Source organism: Rhodococcus sp. H29-C3 (assembly GCF_030063405.1).
GTDB lineage: Bacteria > Actinomycetota > Actinomycetes > Mycobacteriales > Mycobacteriaceae > Rhodococcoides.
Map to the genome: position 1 here is coordinate 18,582 of NZ_JASITC010000010.1, position 17,667 is coordinate 36,248.

Annotated in this window: 17 protein-coding genes; 10 read left to right on the top strand and 7 right to left on the bottom strand. The window is 61.9% G+C overall.

The genetic code is table 11. The annotated features are described in order from the left end of the window. Positions 1-18 precede the first annotated feature (18 nt). Together QMK32_RS19195 and QMK32_RS19200 are read right to left on the bottom strand one after the other, a co-directional pair. Positions 19-690 (bottom strand): nucleoside/nucleotide kinase family protein, encoded by a 672-nt coding sequence (locus QMK32_RS19195; RefSeq protein WP_283476783.1) that lies wholly within the window; start codon positions 688-690, stop codon positions 19-21. Continuing rightward, complete coding sequence (locus tag QMK32_RS19200; protein ID WP_283476784.1) at positions 687-1,718, bottom strand: EamA family transporter; 1,032 nt, start codon at positions 1,716-1,718, stop codon at positions 687-689. Before QMK32_RS19200 ends, QMK32_RS19195 begins: the two co-directional genes overlap by 4 nt. A gap of 38 nt (positions 1,719-1,756) precedes the next feature. On the opposite strand from QMK32_RS19200, the gene QMK32_RS19205 reads away from it, so the two are divergent. From QMK32_RS19205 to QMK32_RS19220, 4 genes are all read left to right on the top strand, one after another. Then, positions 1,757-2,290, top strand: coding sequence for a CGNR zinc finger domain-containing protein (locus QMK32_RS19205; protein WP_283476785.1), 534 nt, complete (start codon positions 1,757-1,759; stop codon positions 2,288-2,290). A gap of 127 nt (positions 2,291-2,417) precedes the next feature. Then, complete coding sequence (locus QMK32_RS19210) at positions 2,418-2,849, top strand: YciI family protein (protein ID WP_283476786.1); 432 nt, start codon at positions 2,418-2,420, stop codon at positions 2,847-2,849. A 3-nt stretch (positions 2,850-2,852) separates the two neighbouring features. Continuing rightward, entirely contained in the window at positions 2,853-4,115 is a 1,263-nt protein-coding gene (locus QMK32_RS19215) for an RNA polymerase sigma factor (protein WP_283476787.1), read from the top strand. Between the two features lie 99 nt (positions 4,116-4,214). Next, complete coding sequence (locus QMK32_RS19220; RefSeq protein ID WP_283476789.1) at positions 4,215-5,015, top strand: acyl-CoA thioesterase; 801 nt, start codon at positions 4,215-4,217, stop codon at positions 5,013-5,015. A 74-nt stretch (positions 5,016-5,089) separates the two neighbouring features. Here the strand turns inward: QMK32_RS19220 and QMK32_RS19225 are convergent, their stop codons facing one another. The 3 genes from QMK32_RS19225 to QMK32_RS19235 form a co-directional block, all read right to left on the bottom strand. Continuing rightward, a complete protein-coding gene (locus QMK32_RS19225; protein ID WP_283476790.1) occupies positions 5,090-6,685 on the bottom strand; it encodes an ABC-F family ATP-binding cassette domain-containing protein in 1,596 nt (531 codons plus the stop codon). 112 nt (positions 6,686-6,797) lie between these two features. After that, positions 6,798-7,805 (bottom strand): class I SAM-dependent methyltransferase, encoded by a 1,008-nt coding sequence (locus QMK32_RS19230; RefSeq protein WP_283476791.1) that lies wholly within the window; start codon positions 7,803-7,805, stop codon positions 6,798-6,800. A gap of 102 nt (positions 7,806-7,907) precedes the next feature. Beyond that, positions 7,908-8,543 (bottom strand): SanA/YdcF family protein, encoded by a 636-nt coding sequence (locus tag QMK32_RS19235; protein WP_283476885.1) that lies wholly within the window; start codon positions 8,541-8,543, stop codon positions 7,908-7,910. 180 nt (positions 8,544-8,723) lie between these two features. Here QMK32_RS19235 and QMK32_RS19240 point away from each other — a divergent pair, with 180 nt between their 5' ends. Further along, positions 8,724-8,999: a hypothetical protein gene (locus QMK32_RS19240; RefSeq protein WP_283476792.1), complete on the top strand. Its 276-nt coding sequence runs from the start codon at positions 8,724-8,726 to the stop codon at positions 8,997-8,999. 142 nt (positions 9,000-9,141) lie between these two features. After that, entirely contained in the window at positions 9,142-10,767 is a 1,626-nt protein-coding gene (locus QMK32_RS19245; protein WP_283476793.1) for a long-chain fatty acid--CoA ligase, read from the top strand. Between the two features lie 76 nt (positions 10,768-10,843). On the opposite strand, the gene gdhA is transcribed toward QMK32_RS19245, so the two are convergent. Further along, positions 10,844-12,187 (bottom strand): NADP-specific glutamate dehydrogenase, encoded by a 1,344-nt coding sequence (gene gdhA / locus QMK32_RS19250; RefSeq protein WP_283476794.1) that lies wholly within the window; start codon positions 12,185-12,187, stop codon positions 10,844-10,846. Between the two features lie 156 nt (positions 12,188-12,343). On the opposite strand from gdhA, the gene QMK32_RS19255 reads away from it, so the two are divergent. Both QMK32_RS19255 and QMK32_RS19260 read left to right on the top strand, forming a co-directional pair. Next, positions 12,344-12,817, top strand: coding sequence for an RrF2 family transcriptional regulator (locus tag QMK32_RS19255; RefSeq protein ID WP_283476795.1), 474 nt, complete (start codon positions 12,344-12,346; stop codon positions 12,815-12,817). Positions 12,818-12,819: 2 nt separating this feature from the next. Next, positions 12,820-14,046 (top strand): globin domain-containing protein, encoded by a 1,227-nt coding sequence (locus QMK32_RS19260; RefSeq protein WP_283476796.1) that lies wholly within the window; start codon positions 12,820-12,822, stop codon positions 14,044-14,046. 80 nt (positions 14,047-14,126) lie between these two features. Here the strand turns inward: QMK32_RS19260 and upp are convergent, their stop codons facing one another. Continuing rightward, positions 14,127-14,750, bottom strand: a complete 624-nt coding sequence (upp, locus tag QMK32_RS19265; RefSeq protein ID WP_283476797.1) for a uracil phosphoribosyltransferase — start codon at positions 14,748-14,750, stop codon at positions 14,127-14,129. A 120-nt stretch (positions 14,751-14,870) separates the two neighbouring features. Between upp and QMK32_RS19270 the strand changes: the two genes are divergently transcribed. Together QMK32_RS19270 and QMK32_RS19275 are read left to right on the top strand one after the other, a co-directional pair. After that, positions 14,871-16,079 carry a CaiB/BaiF CoA transferase family protein gene (locus QMK32_RS19270; protein ID WP_283476798.1) on the top strand — a complete coding sequence of 403 codons (1,209 nt, stop codon included), beginning with the start codon at positions 14,871-14,873 and terminating at the stop codon, positions 16,077-16,079. Further along, positions 16,058-17,596 (top strand): carboxyl transferase domain-containing protein, encoded by a 1,539-nt coding sequence (locus QMK32_RS19275; RefSeq protein WP_283476799.1) that lies wholly within the window; start codon positions 16,058-16,060, stop codon positions 17,594-17,596. Before QMK32_RS19270 ends, QMK32_RS19275 begins: the two co-directional genes overlap by 22 nt. The last annotated feature ends 71 nt before the right edge of the window (positions 17,597-17,667 follow it).

The following is a 17,667-nucleotide window of genomic DNA, read 5'->3' on the forward strand; positions in this document are numbered from 1 at the left end:
GACCAGGTTGCATCATGCCTACAGCCCATTGACCTCTGGAACCGCAAAGACCAGATCGGCTTGCTCACGCGCCCCTGCAATGATATTCGAGTTGGGAAGATCCACTCGTTCGGTCCACATACGTGCATCGGCGAGCGCTTTCCCGTGACGACGCTGTCTGCTGATCAATCGTTCGGTGAGAATGCTCTGTGAGACGTCGAGGTACCACACCTCATCGAGTGCCGGTCGAACACGCTGCCATCCCCCGTCCGCAGACAGCAGGTAGTTGCCTTCGGTGATGATCAAGGCAGTGCTGCGCAGAATCGGCACTGCTGATCCGACCGATTCCTCCAATCCGCGATCGAATCGGGGTGCGTAGACCACCTCGGAGTCCTGCTTGCGTAGGCGCCCGAGCAAGGCGACGTACCCGTCCACATCGAACGTGTCGGGCGCCCCTTTGCGGTCGCGCATGGAGAGTCTGTTCAGCTCGCTGTTCGAGAGGTGGAATCCGTCCATCTCGACGATCGCGGCCTTCGCTCCGAGCACCTCGCCGAGAGCCTTACACACCGTCGACTTTCCTGAGCCGGGGGGACCGGTGATACCCAAGATCTTTCGTTCGCCGGAGCTGATCGAGTCGCGAGCTCGCTCGGCCATGTACTCGAGCATCCGATCGAACGATTCCGCGCGATACACCGGTTGATGCTTGCTCACTCCAGAACTTTCCTCTCGGCAGGCTCGGGCGCGCACGCCACCGGCGAAATACCACCTACACATCCATCATGCCCTGCACCGGCAGGATCACCTTTCGGCTCCCCGAGCTTGACGATCACAACCCCGAGCAGAATGAGGCCACCACCGCACACCTGTACGAGCCGCGGTGTCTCACCGAGCAAGAGCCATGCGAATACGAGAGCGGACAGGACCTCGGTAAGCCCGACGAACGAGGCGAGGCGCGAGCCGAGCCTGCGGATCGCAGCGATTCCGCAGACGTACGCGAGTGCGGCAGTAACTACGCCCAACAATGCGATCGACACCCACCAGGGCACGCTTGCACCGGCAAGGATCACATTCGAGGTGGTGGCGGCGAACGGCACGATCCCGATCAGCCCAGACAGCATCAGGATCATTCCGCCGAACAACAGCCCGCCCGCCGCGAGCGCCAACGGCGGTAGACCGTGCCCCTCTTCGGCCGACATGATCCAGTAGACGGCTGCTCCGGCCATAGCGCCGAGAGCCCACAGAACTCCGATCGGGTCGATCGCTGCTCCTGAGATCAAGTCGAGCACGAACACCAGACCGACCGCCGCCACTGCCGCACCGAAGACGGTCTTGACCGTCGGACGTTGCTTGTGGCGCAACCACATCCAGCCGATGACTGCGACAGGCGAAGTGAATTCGATCAGTAGTGCAACACCGACCGGCATGTAACCGACAGCGTTGAAGAACGCGAGCTGACATCCCGCGACGGCGATCGCCCCGTACGCCACGATGGTGCCCAGACTGCGGGGTACGAGATTCCAGCGGCCCCGCATCGCCAAGGCACCGGGAAGAGCAAGGACCGCGGCCGCGATCAGAACTCGCGCGGTCACCGCAGCCCCAGCAGTCCAACCGGCGTCGAGAAGCCCCTTTGCCAGTGGTCCGGAGAGGCCGAACGCCGCGGAGGACACTGCGGCCAGGCCGAGTCCCGAGGCCAACCGGGAGGCTGGCTGCACGCGAATGTCATCAGTCAAACTCGTCATGGCACCTTACGTTAAGGATTGCGATGTAAGGTGTCAACATGATTTTTGCTCATGACACCGAAGGGGCGATGCTGTCTGCCGTCGTCTTGGTGAACTCGGCGGAGGATCCGGACACGATGACGACGCTCGAGCAACTGTCAGCGTTCTTCGTCGAGCAGGGCTACACCGGCAGATTCGACGGCGATCTTGCCGAGCTCGACGCAGTACGCGCGCTGCGGCCACTGTTGCGAGAAATGCTCATCAGCGACCGCGACGGTGCAGTGGAGATCGTCAACCAGATCCTCGCCGACGCCGAGGCACTGCCGCGGCTGGTCCGACATGGAGACGTCGACTGGCATCTACATGCGGTGAGCGATGACAGACCTTTGGCCGACAGGATCGCCGTCGAGACTGCCATGGCGATGATCGATGTAGTTCGTGCCGACGAACTCTCCAGGCTCGACGTCTGCGCGGCCGACTGCGGCGGCATCGTGTTCGACCTATCCCGCAACCGTTCCCGCAAGTTCTGCTCTTCTTCCTGCGGAAACAGGACTGCGGTCGCGGCGTATCGCGCCAGGCAAGGCGGTTCGTGACGGTCGGCGAGCCCGAATCATCCAAGGAAGTAGATTTCTTTCTCAGCTGGTGTCGATCGATTATCGACCCGTTCGACGTATAGGTAGAGGACCGAAGAGGACGTCCCGCAAGCAGAGGAGAACCGAAATGAAGTACATGCTGATCATGCGCACCACCGACGAGGCCATCGAAGCGTCCAAGGACATGGACTTCGCCGAGATCATCAACGCCATGGGTGCGTACAACGAGTCGCTACTCAAGGCCGGGGTACTCCTTGCGGGTGAAGGATTGGCGGGGCCGGAAGAGGGCTTCATCGTCGACTTCGATGCCGAGACACCGGTCATCTCCGACGGCCCGTACGGAGAGACCAAGGAGTTGTTCTCGGGATTCTGGATCATCCAGACCGCGTCGAAGGACGAGGCCGTCGAATGGGCCAAGCGTTGCCCGCTCGGCCCCGGAGTGAAGCTCGAGGTCCGTCGCGTCACCGAGATGGAAGAGTTCGATCAGAACAACGAGTACGTCCAGAAAGAAGCGAGTTGGCGTGAAGAACTCGGCACCGATCGACCTGTTTCCTCCTGACACATGAGCGCAGATGTTCGACGCGAGATCGAGGCCGTGTGGCGGATCGAGTCAGCGAAAATTCTCGCCACGCTCACCCGAACTGTCGGCGATCTCGATCTCGCCGAGGATCTTGCCGGACAGGCCCTGCTCGAAGCCGTGGAGCAGTGGCCCACTTCGGGCGTTCCCCGCAACCCGGCTGCATGGCTGACGTCGGTCGCAAGAAGGCGGGCGATCGACGGATGGCGCCGCAAAGATCGACTCGACGAGCAGTATGCGCACCTTGCCCGGGCGTTGGACAACGACGCCTCGACAGTCGAAAACGAGACGTGGGATCCCGACCGTATCGACGACGACATCCTGCGGCTGATCTTCATTGCGTGCCATCCGGTTCTCAATCGAAAAGCTCAGGTGGCGTTGACGCTTCGAGTAGTCGGTGGGCTGACGACCGAAGAGATCGCGAAGGCGTTTCTGATACCGACAACGACGGTTCAGCAGCGCATCGTGCGGGCCAAGAAGACGCTCACCGCGGCAAAAGTCGCATTCGAGGTTCCGGAGCGTGCGGAGTTTGCCGGCAGGCTCGGAGGGGTCCTCAGCGTTGTGTATCTGGTATTCAACGAGGGTTACGCAGCCAGTTCGGGTGAGGAGTGGATGCGCACCGACCTCAGCAGCGAAGCGCTGCGGTTGGCACGCATCCTGGCCGAACTGGTTCCGCACGAGCCCGAAGTACATGGCTTGGTAGCGCTGATGGAACTGACTGCGTCACGGTTCGGCGCTCGCACCGACCCCGACGGTGTGCCGATTCTATTGTCCGAGCAGAGCCGCACCAGGTGGGATCGCGGACAGATCACCCGAGGCCTGGCGTCGCTGGCACGTGCCGACGCTATCGGGCGTGGTCGCGGCCCGTACAGCCTGCAGGCAGGGATCGCCGAATGCCACGCCGTCGCAGCGACTTTCGCTGATACCGACTGGAAGCGAATTGTATTGCTGTACGGGGCATTACAGCAGCTGGCGCCCTCGCCGGTCGTCGATCTCAATCTTGCGGCAGCCATCTCGATGGCCTCCGGACCGGCCATCGGCCTGGAGTACGTCGACAAGCTCGTCGCTGCGGGAACGCTGTCCGGTTACCACCTGTTGCCGAGTGTGCGAGGAGACCTTCTTGCCCAACTCGGTCGAATCGACGAAGCACGCATCGAATTACTCGAGGCCGCAAGGTTGGCGGGCAACGAGCGTGAGCGGGCAGTGCTGATCGCCAAAGCCGCCGGACTTGGAAGTGCTCAGCGGTGATCGACGAGACCTCGATTGGGTGCAGGCAGCACGGCCTTGATACTTCTACTCGGATACTATGACGCACAGCATAGTACTGAACACACTTCTGGGAGCCCCATGACCGACCCGCACCCCTTCGACGACGCGTTGACACTGGAAGCCGTCCGCGACGGCGTCGTTCGAGGTCGCACGTCCACTGCATACAAAAACATGGTCGGACCGTTCGGCGGTCTCACCGCAGCAACGTTGATTCGCGCTGTCGAAGAACATCCCGATCGGATCGGCGAACCGATTTCGATCACGATCAACTTCGCCGGCCCCATTGCCGACGGTGCGTTCGAAGTTTCCACTCGTGCCGTTCGCACCAACCGCAGCAATCAGCATTGGTATCTCGAACTCTCGCAGGACGGCGTAGTCGCCACCACCGCAACAGCCGTGTTCGGGTCGCGCCGGGAAACGTGGAACGACGTCGAGGCATCTTCCCCTGCCGCACCGGCGCCGTCGGATCTCGAAGCCGGTGGTTTCCCGGACTTCATCGCCTGGGCAAAGAACTACGAAATGCACTTTGCTGCAGGCAAACTCAGCGAAACCGAAACGGCGGACTCGACCGCGACATTATGGGTGCGCGACGCTCCCCCTCGTTCACTCGATTTCGCGTCGCTGACCTCGATGTGCGACGTCTTCTATCCGCGCGTATTTCAGCGTCGCGGCAAATTCGTTCCGGCAGGGACGATTTCACTCACCATCCACTACTTCGCGACGGCCGCAGATCTCGCGACACAGGCCGAAGGTCATCTGCTCGGCACGGCGCATTCGCGACGGTTCAACCAAGGGTATTTCGATCAGTCGGCCGAACTCTGGGGTACCGACGGCAACTTGCTCGCGACCAGCCATCAGGTCGTCTACTACAAGGACTGACGGTTCTGCACACTATCGCGCGGTATCGACGGATCCCGTCGATACCGCGCGATAGTGTGCAGACCGGACGCTTACTACGCCATGTGAACGCCGGCGATTTCTTCTACTCCACCCTTGCCGTCGAAGGACAGTTGCCGGAACGCGACCTTCTCGACGAAGAATCTATCGTGACTCACGAGAATCACGGCTCCCGGGAACGCCATCAATGCCCGTTCGAGCACCTGGGTGCTCTGCAGGTCGAGGTGGTTGGTCGGCTCGTCGAGCACGATCACACCGGCGCCGAACAGCAGGCACTGCGCCAACGCCACACGCGCTTTCTGCCCACCGGACAGCACGCCGATACGCGTTTTGAGGTCCATCTCGGAGAACTGCAGCAATGTCAGGAAGCGATTGACTTCCTTCTTCGTCGCCGTCAGGGCCAGGCTGTCGGGCATCGCGTTGACCGAATGGGTGACCGTGTCATCGAGGTCGAGGTCGGCGAGCACCTGGTTGTAATAGATGAACGACGGCGCCTTGGTCTTCCATTTGATCTTTCCGCTGTCCGGCGTTTCCGAACCGGTGAGGATGTCGACCAAAGTGGTCTTGCCGCAGCCGTTCGGCCCGGTGATGGCGATGCGGTCTCCGCGGTGAACGGTGAACGACACATTGTCGAAGAGTTGTTGGTCACCATAGCTTTTCGAGATTCCCGAGATCTCGGCCAAGTTGTCGTGCACATGAAGTCCGCCGTAAATCGCGGAGACGACGGTGTCCACCGGACGCGGCGCTTTGCTCTTCTTGATGTTCGCCAGACGACGTTTGAGCACACCACTCGGGTTTTTGACAGCTTCTTTTCGGTCGCTGATCGCCTCTTGTTCGTAGGCCAGCAATTGCTGTTCGTTGCTGAACTCGCGTTCGAGGTTCTTGAGCCGAAACTGTTTCTGCTGAACGTAGTCCGAGTAGCTGCCTTCGTATGTCTGCAGGTGGTGGTTCTCGATCTCGACGATGCCGGTGACGACCTGCTCGAGGAATGCACGGTCGTGTGAGACGACGAGCAGTGCGCCACGGAAGTCGCGCAACCAACGCTCGAGCCAGGCGATGCCTGCGACGTCGAGGAAGTTGGTCGGCTCGTCGAGCAACAACACATCCGGGGCTTCGATCAGAATCTTGGCCAGTGCTGCTCTGTTGCGCCAACCACCGGACAACCGGTCGACCGCCAATTCGCGGCGCTCGGCGTTGAACCCGAGCATCGAGAGCACGGTGTCGATTTCCTGGTGGTACGTCCAACCGCCCTTGTGCTCCATCAGGTCCAGCAGTTCGGCCTGACGGTCGACGAGGCGGTACATCTCCTTCTCGTCGAGGTCTCCCCCGAGCTTGCCCTCGACCTCGGCGAGTTCGAGTTCGATCGCGTGAACCTCGGTGAACAGCGATTCCAATTCGACTTGGATGCTGCGCTCGCCGTCGAGTTCGGAGAACTGCGAGAAGTAACCGATCCGTGCACCCTCGGTGACGTCGACCGTGCCCGAATCCGGGGTCTCACGACCGAGCAACAGCTGCAGGAGGGTGGTCTTGCCGGTACCGTTCCGACCGATCAGGCCGACGCGATCACCGTCTGAGAGACGGAAGAAGACCTCGCGCAGCATCACTTTCTGGTCGTATCCCTTGGCAACGTCGTTCAAGCGGATCCAGCTCAACGAAAAACAACTCCTGGGGATACGGGTTCCGGTTCAGTGTTGAACCAACCCGCCCACTGTACCGGGCGGAGCGCAGTGAGCTGCTGTGACATCGGCGCTGGTCTCCGTCCTGTCAGACCTTTTCTGCCACGATCCGCCAGTTGAGGTCCGCGATCTTCGCACGCTCGGCCTGATTCCAGGCCTCGGCTCCGGTCTGAAGGAGTTGGAGCGACTCTTCGACCCACGGCGGCACGACCTTCACTTTTTCCAGCCCGCGAACTGCCTTGCGTCCGCGGCGAATCAGGTTGGCCTTCTCATCGCACAGAGGCCATGCTTCGCTCTTCGACGGAGCCGACAGCACGATCCGGAAGCCTGCTCGCTCGAGGGCCGCGCACACATCTGCCGGGTACATCGACTGAGTCGCTGCAAGCGTTGGCAGGAACAACTTGTGCAGGGTGACGTGCTCTTCGTTTTCCCAGTCGAAGTACGGCGTCAGCAGGTACTCCGAGCAGGCATAGCGTCCGCCTGGTTTGAGGACCCGGTACATCTCCTCGGCGTGGGCATCGAGCTCGTCCTTCTTGAAGAACGGCCAAACTGCCTGGACGGAAAAGCAGCCATCGAAGGACTCGGACTCGTAGTCGAGAGGCTTGTGGTGATCACCGAACTTGAAGTGCAGTCGATCACTCATGCCACATCTGGCCGCCCATTCGTCGGCATTCTCGAGCTGATTGGGGTCGATGTTGTAGCCCGAAACCTGCCCTCCGGTCAGCGTGGCCAAGTGGTGCGCGATTCGGCCACGTCCACATCCCATGTCGAGTAGGTGGGACTGGGCGGAGTCCTTCAACGCCAACTCTTTCAGGAGCGCCTTCTCGAGCAGGATCTGGTTGCCGTAGAGCCCTTGCTTTCCATCGAGCAACGGCGGAATGTAGAGCTTCTCCAAATCGAACACCGACAGCATGTTGTTGAGGACCTTGTAGTAGTCCGCGACGGCCTTGGTCTCGTCAGCTGTGTCGGTCGATTCACCGGCTTGCATGCGTTGGAAGAACTGAAATGCGTCGATGGCCGACTGCTTGTCCTCGTCCGAAAGCGTCGCGAGCCTCTTGATTCCCGTTACAGCGGTCTTGATCCGATACCAGTCCACGTCTACACCCTTTCGACGACGGTCATCCTCGACCTCAAACTAGTACACGTTCTAGTTTTCCAGGTCCGAATTGCGACATCGTCGAACTGGCACTCGCGTCCGTCAGCCCCTGGACGCCGCGGTGAGCGTTCCGTCCGGGGGCGTGACGACGGCGGGCGGGCGGCCGGAGAGTAGGTCGAGTACCGCTTTGGGGCGTGCCAACCACTCGCGCGCATAGTTCCTCACGACCGCCAGCAAGTTGCATTCGCACTCTGCATCGATCCCGTGCGCGTCGATGCCTGCGTCGCGGCACAGTGCGACGGCACGTGACACGTGCAGACCCTGGCTGACAATCAGTGCCTTGCTGACGCCGAACGTGTCCGACGCACGGGCACAGGTGTCGAAGGTATCGAGACCGTAGTCGTCGCCGACGATCTTGTCGCGATCGATTCCGGCGTCGACGAGATACTCTGTCATCGCGGCGATCTCGTTGCCCGAGCGGCCATGTGCGTCGCCGGACACCAGAATGGCCCGTGCTCTCCCCGACTCGTACACCTCGATGGCGGCGTCGAGCCGTCCGGCGAGAAACTTCATCGGCTTGCCATCTCGAACTTGCGAGCCGAGCACGATGATCACCGGCGCGTCGGGTGCGTCCGCAACGTCGTGAACACGACCGGACGACATCACGGCGACCCAGGCCGCCGATGCCAGAACGATGGCGAGGATCACTCCGATCACTGCGCCGACCGCACGAATCATCTTGCGGCGAAACGTTTTCGATCGACGTTCGTTCTTCGCCCTGCTCACCCGACTCCGATCGTCACCGTGCACGTGATGTCTCACGCGATCCGAAGCAAACCTACCCTGCCAGGATCGGCACGCTTCTGTCCGAAAGCTGGTAGATCCGGCGGGCGGCGAATGTAGCTACCATCGGCTTACATGGAACCGAAGAGCTACACCTCCGGCGAGCGAGTGTTCGGACCTCCCCGTGGAACGTTCGATGCAGATTGGGCAGCAACGGCGCTGCGCTCGAACCACCCAGAACTCGACTTTGCGACCTCGGTACGTGCTGTCGAACAGGCGTGGGATCTTTTGCGAACCCGCGATCTCCGAGGCGCCGAACTGGCGAACGCACTCGATATGGAACCTGATCGCGCTTCGGCGGTGGCAGCCGTCGCCACTGAGATCGCGGAGTTCTACCTCGATCGGACGTAGTGCCGGCGGAAACCCGAGCTCGAACTTCCGCCGGAAACTCGCCACGAGGGTGGTTGGTCCGGTGAAGTAGGTACTGTGCATACTGTGATGCACGGCACATGCTGCGGTGTCGTCGTTCGAGACCCGAGGAGTGAAAAATTTCGTGAAGAGCACCATGCAGGACACCCCGCTGTCGATCGGTCAACTCGTTCGGTTCGGCACCACGATTCACTCCGCCGCCGAGGTCACCACCTGGAGTGACAACGGCCCGACGACGGTCACTTTCGGCGATTTGGGTACGCGCGCAGCGCAACTCGCACACGCGCTTCGTGCCATCGGTATAGACGGCGACCAGCGCGTGGCAACGTTCATGTGGAACAGCGCCGCGCACATGGAGGCGTACATGGCTGTGCCCGCCATGGGCGCGGTGCTGCACACGCTCAACATCAGACTGTTCCCGGAGCAGCTCACCTTTATCGCCGAACACGCCGAAGATCAGGCCATCATCGCCGACGCGAGCCTGTTACCACTGCTCACGCCGCTGCTTCCCACGATGTCGACCGTGCGCCACCTGATCGTCGTCGGCGCCGACGCGTCGGCCGTGCAGGCACCGGCGAGCATGACAGTGCTCGGTTACGAAGACTTCCTGTCCGGACACCCCGAAGAGTTTGATTGGCCCGAACTCGACGAACGATCAGCCGCAGCAATGTGTTACACCTCTGGAACCACCGGAGACCCCAAGGGGGTCGTGTATTCGCATCGCTCGATTTGGCTGCATTCGATGCAGGCATGCATGACCGACGCCATGGCGATCGCGCAGTCCGACAAGGTACTTGCGATCGTCCCGATGTTCCACGCCATGTCCTGGGGACTCCCCTACGCGGCGCTGATGGTCGGTGCCTCGCTGATCATGCCGGACAAGTATCTACAGCCTGCGCCGCTGGCCGAGATGATTTCCACCCTGCGTCCCACCGCCGCAGCCGCCGTTCCCACGATCTGGCAGGCCCTCCACTCCTACCTGACCGAGCACCCCACCGATCTGTCGAGCCTGCGCGACGTAGTGGTCGGCGGTAGCGCATGTCCACCGAGCCTGATGCGTGCATTCCACGACGAGTACGGCGTTCACATCACCCAGGCCTGGGGCATGACCGAAACGTCTCCGCTCGGCACCTCCGGCCGGCCCGACGCCGGACTCTCCCCCGAGGACGAGTTCGATCTTCGTTGCACACAAGGTCGATTCGTGGCCGCTGTCCGCGCCCGACTCGTCGACGACGCCGGCAAAGAGCTGCCGTGGGACGGCAAGCAGGTCGGCGAACTCGAGGTGCGCGGTCCATGGATCACGGGCAGTTACTACCGCGGCGATGCTTCCGACAAGTTCGATGACGGCTGGCTCAGGACGGGCGACGTCGGCACCATCTCTTCGGGTGGATTCCTGCGGCTGACGGACCGATCGAAGGACATCATCAAGTCCGGTGGCGAATGGATCTCCTCGGTCGAGTTGGAGAATCAGGTGATGGAACATCCCGCTGTGCGCGAGGCGGCGGTCATCGGTGTTCCCGATCAGAAGTGGGACGAGCGTCCGCTGGTTGCCGTCGTCGTGCGCGACGGCGACAAAGTGACCGCCGAGGAACTACGTGAGTTCCTCTCCAGCCGGATCGCCCACTGGCAGCTGCCGGAACGCTGGACATTCATCGAGGAAGTACCCAAGACGAGCGTCGGGAAGTACGACAAGAAGCGGCTGCGCAGCACTCACGCCGACGGCAAGCTCGACGTCGTGGAGCTGTCGTAGAGGCGTCGTCGTAGAGGCGTCGTAGAGCGATCGTTCGTCATCGACGGCAGATCGCTCTACGACCCTTGAAAAAGGATCAGACGATTCCGAGCGCGATCATCGCGTCGGCGACTTTGATGAAGCCTGCAATATTTGCACCGTGCACGTAGTCGCCGGGCTTGCCGTACTCCTCCGCGGTGGCGATCGTCCGATGATGGATGCCGCGCATGATCGCCGCGAGTCGCTCGTCGGTGTATTCGAAACTCCACGAGTCACGGGATGCGTTCTGTTGCATTTCGAGAGCCGAGGTAGCGACGCCGCCCGCATTGGCAGCTTTGCCCGGCGCGAAGGCGACAGATGCGTCGCGAAAAATCTGAGCCGCTGCGGGTGTGGTGGGCATGTTGGCGCCTTCGGCCACCACCTTGACCCCGTTCGCGACCAGGATCCTCGCCGCGTCGGCGTCGAGTTCGTTCTGAGTTGCCGACGGCATGGCGACATCGCAGGGCACGTCCCAGATCGACCCTGCCTCGGTGAACGTCGCTCCCGCGACGGTGTCGCAGTAGGTGCCGATACGTTCGCGTCGCACCTCTTTGATTTCCTTGAGAAGCTCGAGGTCGATGCCGTTGGGATCGACGATGTAGCCGGAGGAGTCCGAACACGCGACGACTTTGCCGCCGAGTTGGTGAACCTTCTCGATCGCATAGACCGCGACGTTCCCGGAACCGGACACGACGGCAGTCTTGCCGTCGAGGGAAGTCCCGAGCGCTTTGAGCATGTCGGCGACGAAGTATGCGACGCCGTACCCGGTTGCTTCACGCCGAACCTGGGAACCGCCCCAGGAGGTTCCCTTGCCGGTGAGCACCGCTGATTCGTACGAGTTGGTCAGCCGCTTGTACTGGCCGAACAGATAACCGATCTCGCGGCCTCCGACGCCGATGTCCCCGGCGGGAACGTCGGTGTATTCGCCGATGTGGCGATGCAACTCGGTCATGAACGACTGGCAGAACCGCATCACCTCGGCTTCGGACCGCCCCTTGGGGTCGAAGTCCGAACCGCCCTTGCCGCCACCGATGGGAAGGCCGGTGAGGGCGTTCTTGAAGATCTGTTCGAATCCCAGAAACTTGACGATCCCCAGGTTGACGGTGGAATGGAAGCGCAAGCCGCCCTTGTAGGGTCCGAGCGCGCTGTTGTACTGCACCCGGAATCCACGGTTGACATGTACTGATCCGGAGTCGTCTACCCAAGGAACCCTGAAGATGATCTGCCGTTCCGGCTCACACAGGCGCTCGATGAGTCCGGCTTCGGCGTATTCCGGGCGGCGATCGATGACGACCTTGAGCGAGTCGAACACCTCGGCGGCCGCCTGATGAAACTCGGGCTCGCCGGCGTTGCGCTTCAGGACTTGCTCATAAATCGTTTCGATCTGGTCACGCGTGGACACGCACTTGCCTCCTGGGTGAGAAATACGAAACATGACGGTAACAACCAGACCTATCTCGTGGCGATCCCGGCTACCTTCCAGCATCCCGACGGCCCGATAGTGTCTCGTGGCTCACATAATTGGTATCTCAAATGCATATTGAAATATTGTCGTGACATGCAGTTGACCCGGTTCACCGATCTCGGCCTGAGAATCGTCATGCGCCTGGCCGTCGAACAGCCTGGAGATCGCCCAGGCAGCAAGGACATTGCCGATCAATTGGCAATCTCGTACACCCATGCTGCCAAGGTGATCGCTCGTCTGTCGGAGCTCGGAATTGTCGATGCTCGCCGCGGTCGCGGTGGTGGTTTGGCTATCACCGAGCTCGGTAGAACTGCATCGATCGGCTGGCTCGCACGCCGTCTGGAAGGCGAGTCGGAGGTCATCGAGTGTGATGGATCGAACCCGTGCCCGCTACGAGCCAGCTGCCTTTTGCGGCCGGCACTGCGGCGCGCACGAGAAGCGTTCTTTGCCTCTTTGGACGAGCTCCTCATCGAAGACGTCATCAGCCAACCGACGCGCGGGGTCCTGCTCACACTTCCTGCGATGCCTAGCAGGTTGCCAACAGTGAAAACAATGATCGGGGAATAGACATGCTTTCCACAGAATCCAAAGAGGTCATCCGGGCCACGCTCCCAGTCGTCGGTGCTGCGATCGGTGACATCACGACGACCTTCTACCGCACCATGTTCATCGATCACCCCGATTTGGAGCGCAATCTCTTCAACCGCGGCAACCAGAAGCAGGGCGAGCAGCAGAAGGCGTTGGCCGGGGCAATTGCCGCATTCGCTTCGCTACAACTCGAAGAGGACCAGGACCGGGTCGACATGATCCTTTCCCGCATCGCCCACAAGCACGCCTCTCTGGGCATCGAACCTGCGCAGTACCAGGTTGTCTACGACTACTTGTTCGGCGCGATTGCCACGGAATTGGGAAGTGCTGTCACACCAGAAGTTGCTGCCGCATGGACCGAGGTCTACTGGCTGATGGCCGACATGCTGATCTCGATGGAGGCCGGCCTGTACAAGAGCGCGGGCGTCGAGATCGGTGATGTGTGGCGCCAGGTCCGCGTGCTCGATCGACGTTTCGAATCGGCAGATACCGTCTCGTTCGTACTCGCCTCCCTCGATGGTGAGCCGCTACCGAGTTTCATTCCGGGCCAGTACCTTTCCGTCGCAGTTCACCTCGAGGACGGGGCGCGCCAGATTCGTCAGTACAGCCTGTCCTCGGCTCCGACAGATGCCGACTGGCGGATCACCGTCAAGCGCATCCCTGCGAGGGTGTCCGCAGACGGCTCGGCGGTAGCTGCCGGTGAAGTCTCGAACTACCTGTTCAACAACGTCTTCGAGGGTGACATTCTCGATGTGACCACACCGTTCGGTGACCTGATGCTCACTGAAGACGATGCACCGTTGCTGCTCGTGTCGGCGGGAATCGGCTGCACTCCTATGATCGGCATGTTGAACTACCTGGCCGAAAACAATGACACGCGCTCCATCTCGGTGCTGCATGCCGACCGGACCCAGAGCGATCATGCCCACCGCGCCGAATTGGGTCACCTCGTAGATCGCATCCCCTCGGCGACCCTGCACCGTTGGTACGAGAACCTCGGTGCGCGTCCTTCTGACGATTCGATCAGCATGGGCCGCGCGCAGCTGAACAACATCGACGTCGCGCCCGACGCGCACGCGTACGTCTGCGGACCGTTGCCCTTCATGCTCGAAATTCGGAACGCATTGATGGACAAGAACGTGGCGACCGAGAACATTCACTTCGAGGTCTTCGGTCCGGACAGCATGGGGATTCAGCGCACCGCGTAAGTAGTAGAAGTTTTCTCGCCGGTGAGGTCGGGGCGAACGACAGCCGACCTCACCGGCTCACCCATGCACCCGCCCGAATCTCAGCGCGGGCCGAACTGACGGTCCCCTGCGTCGCCGAGTCCGGGTACGACGACGGCATCCTCGTCGAGCCCTTTGTCGATGCTCGCCGTCACCAGTCGTATCGGAAACGTCGAACTCTTCAATGCTGCAACGCCTTCCGGAGTAATCACCACACATACGACGGCTACGTCGATGGCTCCGCGCGCGACCAACAGTTCGATCGTGCGCAGCATCGAACCACCGGTAGCCACCATTGGATCCAGAACGAACACCGGGGTATCGGACAGATCGACGGGCAACGACTCGAGGTACGGCACCGGTTCGAGGGTCTGCTCGTCTCGCGCCATTCCGACGAACCCGACCCCTGACTGCGGGATCAGAGCGCTCGCCTGCTCGACCATCCCGAGTCCGGCACGCAGGACCGGTACCAGCAGTGGCGGATGCGCGAGCCGCACTCCCACAGTATGCGCAACAGGAGTCTTCACCTCGAACTGCTTCACCTTCACATCGCGCATCGCCTCGTATACCAACATGTGGGTCAGTTTCCGCAAGGCGGACCGAAAGGTCGCGTTGTCACTGTGCACGTCACGCATCGTCGTCAGAAGTGTTGCCGCGAGCGGATGGTCGACCACATGCATGTCCATGGTCGAAGACTAAGGGGTACCTGCTGCGGGTTCGCAAGCGAAAATGTGCCGAGCAGCCCGCCCAGTGTCGGCAACATTTGCCAGGGACTTCCCGACGGCATGCACGTTGACTCGTGACCTATGACGCCTCCTGATTCCGTTGGGCCCGTGAACTCCGTCGGTCCATTGAGTGATTGTCTCGTCGTCGATCTTTCCCGCGCATTGGCCGGGCCGCATGCAGCGATGATGCTGGGCGATCTCGGTGCGCGCGTGATCAAGGTCGAGTCCCCCACCGGCGGTGACGACACCCGAAGCTGGGGTCCGCCGTTCGTACCCGACAGCGACGGCGAACAGCATTCGACGTACTTCTTGTCCTGCAACCGCAACAAGGAGTCCATTGCTCTCGACCTCAAGGCCGACGATGGCCGCGAGACGCTGACCGAGTTGATCGGTCGTGCGGACGTACTCGTCGAAAACTTTCGGCCAGGGGTACTCGATCGTCTCGGATTCAGCATGGAGAAGCTGCTCGAACTCAACCCACGTCTGGTGGTGCTCTCGATCACCGGATTCGGTCACGACGGACCCGAAGGTGCTCGACCCGGGTACGACCAGATCGCTCAGGGTGAAGCCGGGCTGATGTCGTTGACCGGGCCGTCACGAGAAGAGCCGACACGGGTGGGCGTCCCGATCGGGGACCTGCTGGCAGGAATGAACGGCGCCTACGGCGTGGTCGCTGCACTGCACGAGCGCAACACCACGGGCCGCGGCCGGGTGGTACGCACCAGTCTGTTGGCCTCCATCGTCGGGGTACACGCGTTTCAGGGCACTCGCTACACCGTTGCCGGTGAGGTGCCTCGCCCGACCGGTGGGCATCATCCGTCGATCTGCCCGTACGGGCTGTTCCACTCGGCCGAGGGTCCGGTCCAGATCGCGGTGGGCAGTGAAGGTTTGTGGCGCCGCTTCGCACCCGAGTTCGGACTCGACCGGCCGGAGTGGGCTACCAATCCGCAACGGGTCGCCGACCGGGATGCGGTCATCGCCGCGGTCGAGGAGAAGTTCGGTGAATGGCCCAGCGACAAGCTGCTCGGAGTGTTGAATGATCTCGGCGTTCCGGCCGGCAGGGTCCGCGATCTAGCGGAGGTCTACACCTGGGAACAGACGCGCTCGCAGGGGCTACTGATCGACGTCGACCATTCTGCCTTGGGCACGATCAGCCTGCCTGGACCGCCTCTACGCTTCGACGACGACTGTGACGGTGCCGGTGCCGGTATGCGCGAAACCCACGCTGCGCCGCCTACCCTCGATCAACACGGTGACTCCATTCGCGCATGGCTCGAGACAGCCCGATGACTCGCGCGGGTGCGCCGCCCCGGCTCGGGGCACTCGAACTCGTCGAAATGGTCGTCGACAACGAGAGCTTCTTCAGATGGGACAGTGAGCCACTGGCCCCGATAGGCGTGCACGGACCACCGGAGCAGAGCTATCTCGACGAACTGGATGCGGCCCGGACGAGTACCGGGCTGGACGAGGCCGTACTCACCGGCGAGGCGTTGCTCGATGGCCGTCGAGTCGCAATCGTCATGTGCGAGTTCAAGTTTCTGGCGGGCTCGATCGGGGTCGCGGCCGCGGAACGGTTGGTTTTGGCGATCGAGCGTGCCACCGCGGAGAAATTGCCGTTGCTGGCGGTACCTACCTCCGGTGGTACGCGGATGCAGGAGGGCGCAGTCGCTTTCATGCAGATGGTCAAGATTTCGGCTGCAGTCGCAGCGCACAAGTCCGCGGGCCTCGCCTACGCCGTCTATCTTCGCCATCCGACGACGGGTGGAGCGTTTGCCTCATGGGGTTCGTTGGGGCACGTGACTGCCGCCGAGCCGGGTGCACTTGTCGGGTTCCTCGGCCCGCGCGTCTACAAGGCGTTGTACGGCGAGGACTTCCCGGCAGGCGTGCAAACAGCGGAAAACCTTGCCGCCCATGGCCTCGTCGACGCAGTGGTGCCACCGAAGGAATTACGCGACGTCGCCATCGCCGCCCTCGCTGTTCTGTGTGCTCCCCACGAGCCCCCACCGCCGGTACCGAACGTGCCTCTCGAAAGCTTGGACGATGTTCCAGCGTGGGAGTCCATCGGCCGGTCGCGACGTTCGGACAGACCTGGAGTCCGTCGATTGGTGAAGGCGGCAGCGAACACCGTCACGCCGTTGCAAGGCACCGGTGCAGGCGAATGGGAACCAGGATTGTTCCTGGCGTTGGCAAAGTTCGGTGCCTCGGCCTGTGTACTACTCGGCCAGGACCGCACGTTCGCTGATCTGCCGCTCGGGCCCGCAGGGTTGCGGGAAGCGCGTCGCGGGATGCGACTGGCGGAGGAACTTCGGTTACCGCTGGTCACTGTCATCGACACCGCAGGCGCCGCTTTGAGCAAGGAGGCGGAGGAGGGCGGCCTTGCCGGTGAAATTGCCCGCTGTCTGGTCGAACTGACCACGCTGACGGCACCGACGATTTGCCTACTTCTCGGTCAAGGCGGAGGCGGCGGCGCGCTCGCTCTGCTCCCTGCCGATCGAGTGCTCTGTGCACAACACGCCTGGCTGTCCCCTTTGCCACCGGAGGGAGCATCCGCGATCAGGTTCCACACCACCGATCGCGCCGCCGAGATGGCGGATGCGCAGGGCGTGCGCAGCCTCGACCTTCTCAGAAACGGGGTCGTCGACCGCATCGTGGCCGAGCGACCGGACGCCGCCGATGAGCCCGCGGAGTTCCTCTCGCGGCTCGGCGAAGTGCTCGAACACGAGCTTGCGCAATTGCTGGCCGCCGATCCGAAAGACTTGGTGGCCTCCCGCTTGGACCGCTACCGCCGCCTGGGCGTATCGCAATAACGAAAAAACCCGCCGGTTTGGGCAATCCTTGCCAGTGCAGCTACCACGCCCTGTAAGTAGCGTCACAGGAG